The sequence below is a fragment of the Janthinobacterium sp. UMAB-60 genome, from assembly GCF_900095235.1.
Lineage (GTDB): Bacteria > Pseudomonadota > Gammaproteobacteria > Burkholderiales > Burkholderiaceae_D > Janthinobacterium.
In genome coordinates this window covers 147997-155697 of sequence record NZ_LT607489.1, presented here as the reverse complement: position 1 = coordinate 155697, position 7701 = coordinate 147997, and the positions used below count along the sequence as shown (strand labels likewise).

The following is a 7701-nucleotide window of genomic DNA, read 5'->3' as shown; positions in this document are numbered from 1 at the left end:
AAGCTGACGCCGCTGGCGGGCGGCGCGCTCGATGCGCAGCAGGCGGCCGGCTACGTGCGCGCCGTCATGAACGAACGCCAGGCGGCCGAGTTCGCGTCCAGCCGCGAAGCCAATTTCGCCATCAGCCCGGACGGCCTCGGGCGTTTCCGCGTGTCCGCCTTCGTGCAGATGGGTCAGGCAGGCATGGTCTTGCGATTGATCAATACCGCCATCCCCACGCTCGATGGATTGGGCCTGCCCGCCATCCTGCAAGACATCGTGATGAGCAAGCGGGGCCTCGTCATCATGGTGGGCGCCACGGGCTGCGGCAAGTCGACCACCTTGGCGGCCATGCTGGGCCACCGCAACGCGCACAGCCACGGCCACATCATCACCATCGAAGACCCCGTGGAATTCATCCATCCGCACGGCAACTGCATCGTCACCCAGCGCGAGGTGGGCGTCGATACGGACGACTGGGCCACGGCCCTGAAAAACACCCTGCGCCAGGCGCCCGACGTGATCCAGATCGGCGAGATCCGCGACCGCGAGACCATGGACCACGCCATCGCATTCGCCGAGACGGGCCATCTGTGCCTGGCGACCCTGCACGCGAACAACGCCAACCAGGCGCTGGACCGCATCATCAATTTCTTCCCCGAAGAGCGGCGCCAGCAGCTGCTGATGGATCTGTCGCTCAATTTGAAGGGCATGATTTCGCAGCGGCTGGTCCCCAACAAGGACGGCGGCGGGCGCAAGGCGGCGCTGGAAATCCTGCTCAATTCGCCGCTGATGAGCGACCTGATCTTCAAGGGCCAGGTGCACGAGATCAAGGAGCTGATGAAGAAATCGCGCGAGCACGGCATGCAGACGTTCGACCAGGCCCTGTTCGACCTGCACGAAGCGGGCGCCATCAGCCATGAAGACGCGCTGCGCAATGCCGATTCCGTCAACGACCTGCGCCTGGCGATCAAGCTCAAGGGCGCAACGGCGCCGGAACCGGCCCCGCAAACGGGCGCCACCACACTGGGACTCCTCTGACATGAGCAACATCCACGATTTCCAGGCCGATGCGCTGGACGGCACGCCGGTCGACCTGGCACGCTACAAGGGCAAGGTAATGCTGATCGTCAACACGGCCAGCGCCTGCGGTTTCACGCCGCAATACCAGGGCCTGGAAGCGCTGTACCGCGAATTTCACGACCAGGGCCTGGTCGTGCTGGGTTTTCCCTGCAATCAATTCCGCCAGCAGGAACCGGGCTCGAACGGGGAAATCAAAACCTTTTGCGAGAAAAACTTCGGCGTCACCTTTCCCCTGTTTGCCAAGATCGACGTGAATGGTCCGCATACCCATCCCGTATTTGCGCAATTAAAACAGGCGGCGCCCGGCATATTCGGCACGCAGTCGATCAAATGGAATTTCACCAAGTTTTTGGTGCGCAAGGATGGCAGCGTATTTCGCCGCTACGCGACGGCCAGCAAACCGGCCAGCCTGGCGGCCGACATTCGGCAATTGCTACAGGAATAGCAATTCGATGGTTTGATTTAAAACAACAAACAATGAAATCAAGCTATCCGTATTTATTTCATACTTGATATCAATATTGTGTTTCCAATAGCAAATTTCGGTGATAATGTTTGCATAATTATTCGCAGATATCGATCAAAAAACGATGCCAGTCTTTGGGAAAATATTATCTTCATGGATGCGGATGGGAATTTATTCCCGCCTCTTTCTTCCTATTTTCTTCCTGATACTCGCCGTTTCCGCCGTTCGCTATCACGCCCTGCTCGGTACGGAAACGGCGCTGGCCAAGGCGCGCTACCAGAGCGATGCGCGGCAACTCGACCTGTTCCTGGCCAATAGCGTGCTGCCGCTGGCCGTGCACGCGGACAGTCACGCGATGCATGACAGCGTGCGCCAGGTGCTGCGCAGCGCCCTGCCGCTGAACCGCAGCCTCGCCTCCGCGCGCTGGGATACGGCTGACGGGCATGTCGAAGTGCTGGCCGACAGCAAGCCTGGCGACACACTGGCCACGGTGCCCGCGTGGTTCGCGCGCCTGGCCGGCATCAATGCCATCCGCAGCCGCCTGACGGTGGCGCTGCCGGACGGCGGCGACGGCATCCTCGCCCTGCACTACACGCCCGGCCTGCCACTGGCGCAAGTGTGGCAGCGGGTGCGCGAGCAAGCCATCCTCAGCGGCATCAATATCGTGCTGGTCTTCCTGCTGCTGGGCTTGATCCTGGCCACGCACCGGCGCTTGCTGGCGCGGCTGGTGCAAGCGACCGACCGCTTCCGCGAAGGCAACTTCGCCGTGCGCCTGGCGGCTGGCGCCACGCCCGAAGCACAAGCCGTGTCGCACTCGTTCAACAGCATGGCCGGCGATGTCGAAGAACTGTTTTCCTCGCTGAAGACCAGCCAGCGCCAGCTGGGCGAGCAGCTGAACGAAACCGTGCACATGCAGCAGGCGCTGCAAAAACTATCATGGCAAAACTACAATGATGTACTGACGGGTTTGCCCAACCGTGCCGCGCTGGCCGCCCGTTTCGAACAGGAACTGTTCCTGGCACGCGAACGCCAGCGCCTGCTGGCCGTCTGCCTGTTCGACCTCGACCACTTCCAGGTCATCAACGACCGTTACGGCGCCGAAGCGGGCGATGAAATCCTCAAGCAGGTGGCGGGCCGCCTGCACGATTTTACGGGCCAGGTCCATTACGCGGCGCGCCTGGGCGGCGATGAATTCGTCATGCTGCTGTGCGGCCAGGCCAATATCGCCAGCATCGAACAGAACGTCACGCAATTGCTGCAGGAACTGAGCCGCCCCTACCAGTGCGACCAGCAGGCGCTGCACATGACGGCCAGCGCCGGCATCGCCGTCTATGCGGGCAAGGACTTGAATACAGAAAGCCTGCTGCGCCACGCCGACCACGCCGTCTACCAGGCGAAATTGACGGGGCGCAACCAGTATCACTTCTTCGACACCAACCTCGACGAAGAAGTACGCACCCACCACAACCAGCGCACGGAAGTGCGCCAGGCCCTGATCAACGGCGAACTGCGGCTGTACTACCAGCCCAAGGTGAACATGCGCGCCGGCACCGTGGTGGGCATGGAAGCGCTGCTGCGCTGGCAGCATGCGCGCCGCGGCGTGCTGGCGCCGGCGCAATTCCTGCCACTGGTGGAGCAGACGGACCTGATCATCGACATCGGCGAATGGGTGCTGCGCCAGGCCCTGTGGCAGATGCAGCGCTGGGTGGCTTGCGGCAAGCACTGGGTGGTCAGCGTGAATATCGCGGCGCGCCACTTCCAGCGACCCGACTTCGTCTCGCGCCTGGAAACCATCCTCGGCGAGTTTCCCGGCGTGTGCGCCAGCATGCTGGAACTGGAAATCCTCGAATCGTCGGCCCTGCACGACATCGAGGACGTGCGCCGCATCATCCGCGCCTGCCAGGCGCTGGGCATCACGTTCGCGCTCGACGATTTCGGCACCGGCTACTCGTCGATGTCGTATTTGAAGCGCCTGCCGGCGAACATCGTCAAGATCGACCAGAGCTTCGTGCGCAACATGCTCAACGACCGAGACGACCTGCACCTGGTGCGCGCCGTCATCGGCCTGGCCCGTTCATTCAGCCTGACGGTGATCGCCGAAGGCGTGGAAAGCGTCGAACATGGCGCGCGCCTGATCCAGCTGGGCTGCGACCTGGCGCAAGGCTACGGCATCGCCCGCCCCATGCCGGCCGACGCCGTGCTGGAGTGGGCGCACAATTTCATCCCGGCGCCGCAATGGAAAACTGCGCAATACAGCGAAGTGTCTATTTGACCTGAGACAAAGCGGAGTCGATCAGCTCGACCCAGTGCCGCACGGGCGTCTGCGTGCCCGACTGCAAATGGCTCAGGCAGCCGATATTGGCCGACACAATTTCATCGGGCTCGCATGCTTCCAGGTTGGCCACCTTGTTGTCGCGCAGCTGCTGCGACAGGGCCGGCTGCAGGATCGAATACGTGCCCGCCGAACCGCAGCACAGATGGCTGTCGGCGCACAGGCGCACGTCGACGCCGACGGCGCGCAGCACCTGCTCCACCTTGCCGCGGATTTGCTGGCCGTGCTGCAGGGTGCACGGCGGGTGATACGCGACCTTTTTGCCGATGCGCCCTTTCAGCTGCGCCACCAGCTCGTTTTCAAACGCCGGCATGATCTCGGACAAATCGCGCGTCAGTTCCGCGATGCGCCGCGCCTTCTGCGCATACTGTGCGTCGTGCGCCAGCAGATGGCCGTATTCCTTCACCGTGGCGCCGCAGCCGGACGCCGTCATGACGATGGCTTCCGCACTGTCGACATACGGCCACCAGGCGTCGATATTGCGGCGCATGTCGTCCAGCGCCGCCTCCTGGTCGTTCAGGTGATGGCGCAGCGCACCGCAGCAACCGGCCTTCGGCGCGACGATCAATTGCACGCCGAGCGCATCGAGCACGCGCGCCGTGGCCGCGTTGATGTTGGGCGACATGGCCGGCTGCACGCAGCCGTCGAGCAGCAGCATGCTGCGCGCGTGCTGGCGCGCGGGCCATGCGCCGGCGGCGGCGCCCGGGCGCAATTTATCCTGCAAGCCTTTTGACAGCAAGGGCCGCAGCGCCTGCCCCGCCTTGTACACGGGCGTAAACAGCCAGCGGCGCGGCAGAGCTTCCTTCAGGGCGAAGCGCAAGGCGCGTTCGCGCAAGGGGCGCTGCACGCGCTGTTCGACGACGTTGCGGCCGATGTCGACCAGGCGCCCGTACTGCACGCCAGAGGGACAGGTCGACTCGCAGTTGCGGCAGGTCAGACAGCGGTCCAGGTGCGTCTGCGTCTTGGCCGTGACGGGCGCGCCTTCTAGCACTTGCTTGATCAGGTAGATGCGTCCGCGCGGGCCATCGAGCTCGTCGCCCAGCAGCTGGTAGGTGGGACAGGTGGCCGTGCAAAAGCCGCAATGCACGCAGGCGCGCAAGATGGCTTCGGCTTCGTCGCCTGCCGGCGTATTCTTGATGAAATCGGCGAGATTGGTTTGCATGCGCGCTCAATACATTCTGTGCGGGTTGAAGATGCCGGCAGGGTCGAAAGCCTGCCGCAGGCGCTGGTGGATGGTGGTGATGGCGGGCGCCAGCGGGTGGAACACGCCCACCGCCTTGTCGCCGCCGCGGAACAGGGTGGCGTGGCCCCCAAGCGCGGCCACGGCCTGGCGGATGGACTCGCTGCTGGCCGCATCGGCGTCGCCTTCAAGCTTCAGCCAGCGCTGCGCGCCGCCCCACTCGATCATCTGGCGTCCTTTTAAAATCACGGCGCTGGCGTGCGGCGGCAGCGACAAGCGCCACAGGCTGCCCGCGCCAGCAAAGAAAGCGTGCGTCTGCTCGCGCACGGCCAGCCAGAAGGCGGCCGCGTCTTCGGGCGCCAGCAGCTCGCCACCCAGCGTGCGCAGCGCCGCCGACACGGCCGCCTCGGCGCCGGACAGGCGCACCGTCAGCACGCCGTCGTGCCAGCAGCTGGCCGATATCGGCAGCGGCTTGCCCGCCCATTCATTGAGCAAGCGCAAGGCGGCGATTTCCGCGCACGCCACGCGCAACGTCGCTTCGCGCAGCGGCAAGGGCAATACCTTCAGCGACACTTCCAGGATCAGGCCCAGCGTGCCCATGGACCCCGCCAGCAGGCGCGAGACATCGTAGCCGGCCACGTTTTTCATGACTTGCCCGCCGAAAGCCAGGCGTTCGCCATGGCCGTCCATCAGCACGGCGCCCAGCACGAAATCACGCAACGCGCCCGCGCTGGCGCGGCGCGGGCCGGACAGCGCGCTGGCGACGACGCCGCCCAGCGTGGCGCCAGGACCGAAGTGCGGCGGCTCGAAGGCCAGCATCTGGTTGCGCGCGGCCAGCGCCGCCTCGATTTCCGCCAGCGGCGTGCCGCAACGGGCCGTAATCACCAGCTCCGTCGGTTCATAGTCGATGATGCCAGCATACGCGCGCGTGTCGAGCACCTCGCCGTCGAATTGCTGGCCATACCAGTCTTTCGTGCCGCCACCGCGCAGGCGCAAGGTCTTGCCCGCCGCGCTGGCCGCCAGGATGGCCTGCCTGAATTGTTCCACTATCGCTTGCAAAGGAGTCTCCGGCAAATTAAAAACGGGGCAGGTTGGCGAACGGCAGGCGCCCTGCCGTCACATGCATCTTGCCGAATTCGGCGCAGCGGTTCAAGGTGGGTATCGCCTTGTCCGGGTTCAGCAGGGTATGCGGGTCGAAGGCGCGCTTGACGGCAAAGAAGGCATCGAGTTCGGCGCGCGTAAACTGCACGCACATGGAATTGATCTTTTCCATGCCCACGCCATGCTCGCCCGTGATGGTGCCGCCGACGGCCACGCACAGGGCCAGGATGTCGGCGCCAAACGCTTCGGCGCGCTCGAATTCACCGGGCTTGTTGGCATCGAACAGGATCAGCGGGTGCAGATTGCCATCGCCCGCGTGGAACACATTCGCGCAGCGCAAGCCATGCGTCGTTTCCATGCCGGCGATGCCCGTCAGGACTTGCGCCAGTTTTTTTCGCGGGATGGTGCCGTCCATGCAGTAATAATCGGGCGAGATGCGCCCGGCGGCGGGAAACGCGTTCTTGCGGCCGGACCAGAACTTCATGCGCTCCGCTTCCGACTGCGAGACGGCGATGGCGCTGGCGCCCGCCCCTTCCAGCACGGCCGTCATGCGGGCGATTTCCTCTTCCACTTCCTCGTGCGTGCCGTCCGCTTCGCACAGCAAAATGGCGGCCGCGTCGATGTCGTAGCCGGCCTTGACGAACGGTTCGACCATGCGCGAGGAGGTTTGGTCCATCATTTCCAGCCCGGCCGGGATGATGCCGGCGGCAATCACGTTGGCCACGGCGTTACCGCCCGTGACGACGTCGTCAAAGGACGCCATGATGACTCTGGCCGTGGCCGGTTTCGGGATCAGTTTCACGGTCACTTCCGTGACGATGCCCAGCATGCCTTCGGAGCCGATGAAGACGGCCAGCAGGTCGAGGCCCGGAGAGTCGAGGCATTCGCCGCCCAGCTCCAGCACGTCGCCATCGATGGTGACGATGCGCACGCGCAGCACATTGTGCACGGTCAGGCCGTATTTCAGGCAATGCACGCCGCCCGAGTTTTCCGCCACGTTGCCGCCGATGCTGCAGGCGATCTGCGAGGAGGGATCGGGCGCGTAGTACAGCGCGTAGGGTGCCGCCGCTTCGGAAATGGCCAGGTTGCGCACGCCCGGCTGCACCACGGCCGTGCGCGCGTAGGCGTCCAGACGCACGATGCGGTTCAGGCGCGCCGTCGACAGCACCACGCCGTCGGCAATCGGCAAGGCGCCACCCGACAAGCCGGTGCCGGCGCCGCGCGGCACGATCGGCACCTTCAGTTCCCGGCAGACGCCGAGGATGGCGATGACCTGTTCCTCCGTATCCGGCAGGGTGACCACCATCGGCAGTTGGCGGTAGGCGGCCAGGCCGTCGCATTCGTACGGGCGCGTATCTTCGGCGTCGGACAGCACGCAGCGGGCCGGCAGCACGGCCAGCAGGGCCGCGACGACGGCTTGCTGGCGCGCGGCGGTCAATCCGGATTCAGGAGCAGCATTGAGCATAAGATGGGGGGGAAAGGGCATGGGCGTGCAACGATTGTAAGCACAAAAGTGGCGCGCAGCGTTTTTTTTGTCCATTTCGACGCCAAATCCGCGGC

At 64.5% G+C, this 7701-nt stretch carries 6 protein-coding genes; 3 read left to right on the top strand and 3 right to left on the bottom strand.

Translation table 11 applies throughout. The annotated features are described in order from the left end of the window. The 3 genes from K0F86_RS14600 to K0F86_RS14590 all read left to right on the top strand — a co-directional run. The coding region (locus tag K0F86_RS14600; protein ID WP_219135029.1) for a PilT/PilU family type 4a pilus ATPase at window positions 1–1020 on the top strand (1020 nt) is incomplete at its 5' end. Window position 1021: 1 nt separating this feature from the next. After that, window positions 1022–1507, top strand: a complete 486-nt coding sequence (locus K0F86_RS14595; protein ID WP_257572162.1) for a glutathione peroxidase — start codon at window positions 1022–1024, stop codon at window positions 1505–1507. A gap of 184 nt (window positions 1508–1691) precedes the next feature. After that, complete coding sequence (locus tag K0F86_RS14590) at window positions 1692–3800, top strand: bifunctional diguanylate cyclase/phosphodiesterase (RefSeq protein ID WP_219135028.1); 2109 nt, start codon at window positions 1692–1694, stop codon at window positions 3798–3800. On the opposite strand, the gene glcF is transcribed toward K0F86_RS14590, so the two are convergent. Genes glcF through K0F86_RS14575 form a run of 3 tightly spaced genes read right to left on the bottom strand, consistent with a single transcriptional unit; the run spans window position 3793 to window position 7606 of the window. Then, window positions 3793–5022 carry a glycolate oxidase subunit GlcF gene (gene glcF / locus K0F86_RS14585; protein ID WP_219135027.1) on the bottom strand — a complete coding sequence of 410 codons (1230 nt, stop codon included), beginning with the start codon at window positions 5020–5022 and terminating at the stop codon, window positions 3793–3795. The two genes, K0F86_RS14590 and glcF, sit on opposite strands and share 8 nt — an antisense overlap. A gap of 6 nt (window positions 5023–5028) precedes the next feature. Then, complete coding sequence (gene glcE / locus K0F86_RS14580; RefSeq protein WP_219135026.1) at window positions 5029–6099, bottom strand: glycolate oxidase subunit GlcE; 1071 nt, start codon at window positions 6097–6099, stop codon at window positions 5029–5031. A gap of 16 nt (window positions 6100–6115) precedes the next feature. After that, the gene (locus tag K0F86_RS14575; RefSeq protein ID WP_219135150.1) at window positions 6116–7606 is read right to left on the bottom strand and encodes an FAD-linked oxidase C-terminal domain-containing protein; all 1491 of its coding nucleotides are present in this window, start codon (window positions 7604–7606) and stop codon (window positions 6116–6118) included. Window positions 7607–7701: the final 95 nt, after the last annotated feature.

Excerpts from the sequence above, each read along its gene's own strand:
- K0F86_RS14595 (WP_257572162.1), top strand. The coding sequence starts at position 1,022 with ATGAGCAACATCCACGATTTCCAGGCCGATGCGCTGGACGGCACGCCG.
- K0F86_RS14590 (WP_219135028.1), top strand. The coding sequence starts at position 1,692 with ATGGGAATTTATTCCCGCCTCTTTCTTCCTATTTTCTTCCTGATACTC.
- glcF (WP_219135027.1), bottom strand. The coding sequence starts at position 5,022 with ATGCAAACCAATCTCGCCGATTTCATCAAGAATACGCCGGCAGGCGAC.
- K0F86_RS14575 (WP_219135150.1), bottom strand. The coding sequence starts at position 7,606 with ATGCTCAATGCTGCTCCTGAATCCGGATTGACCGCCGCGCGCCAGCAA.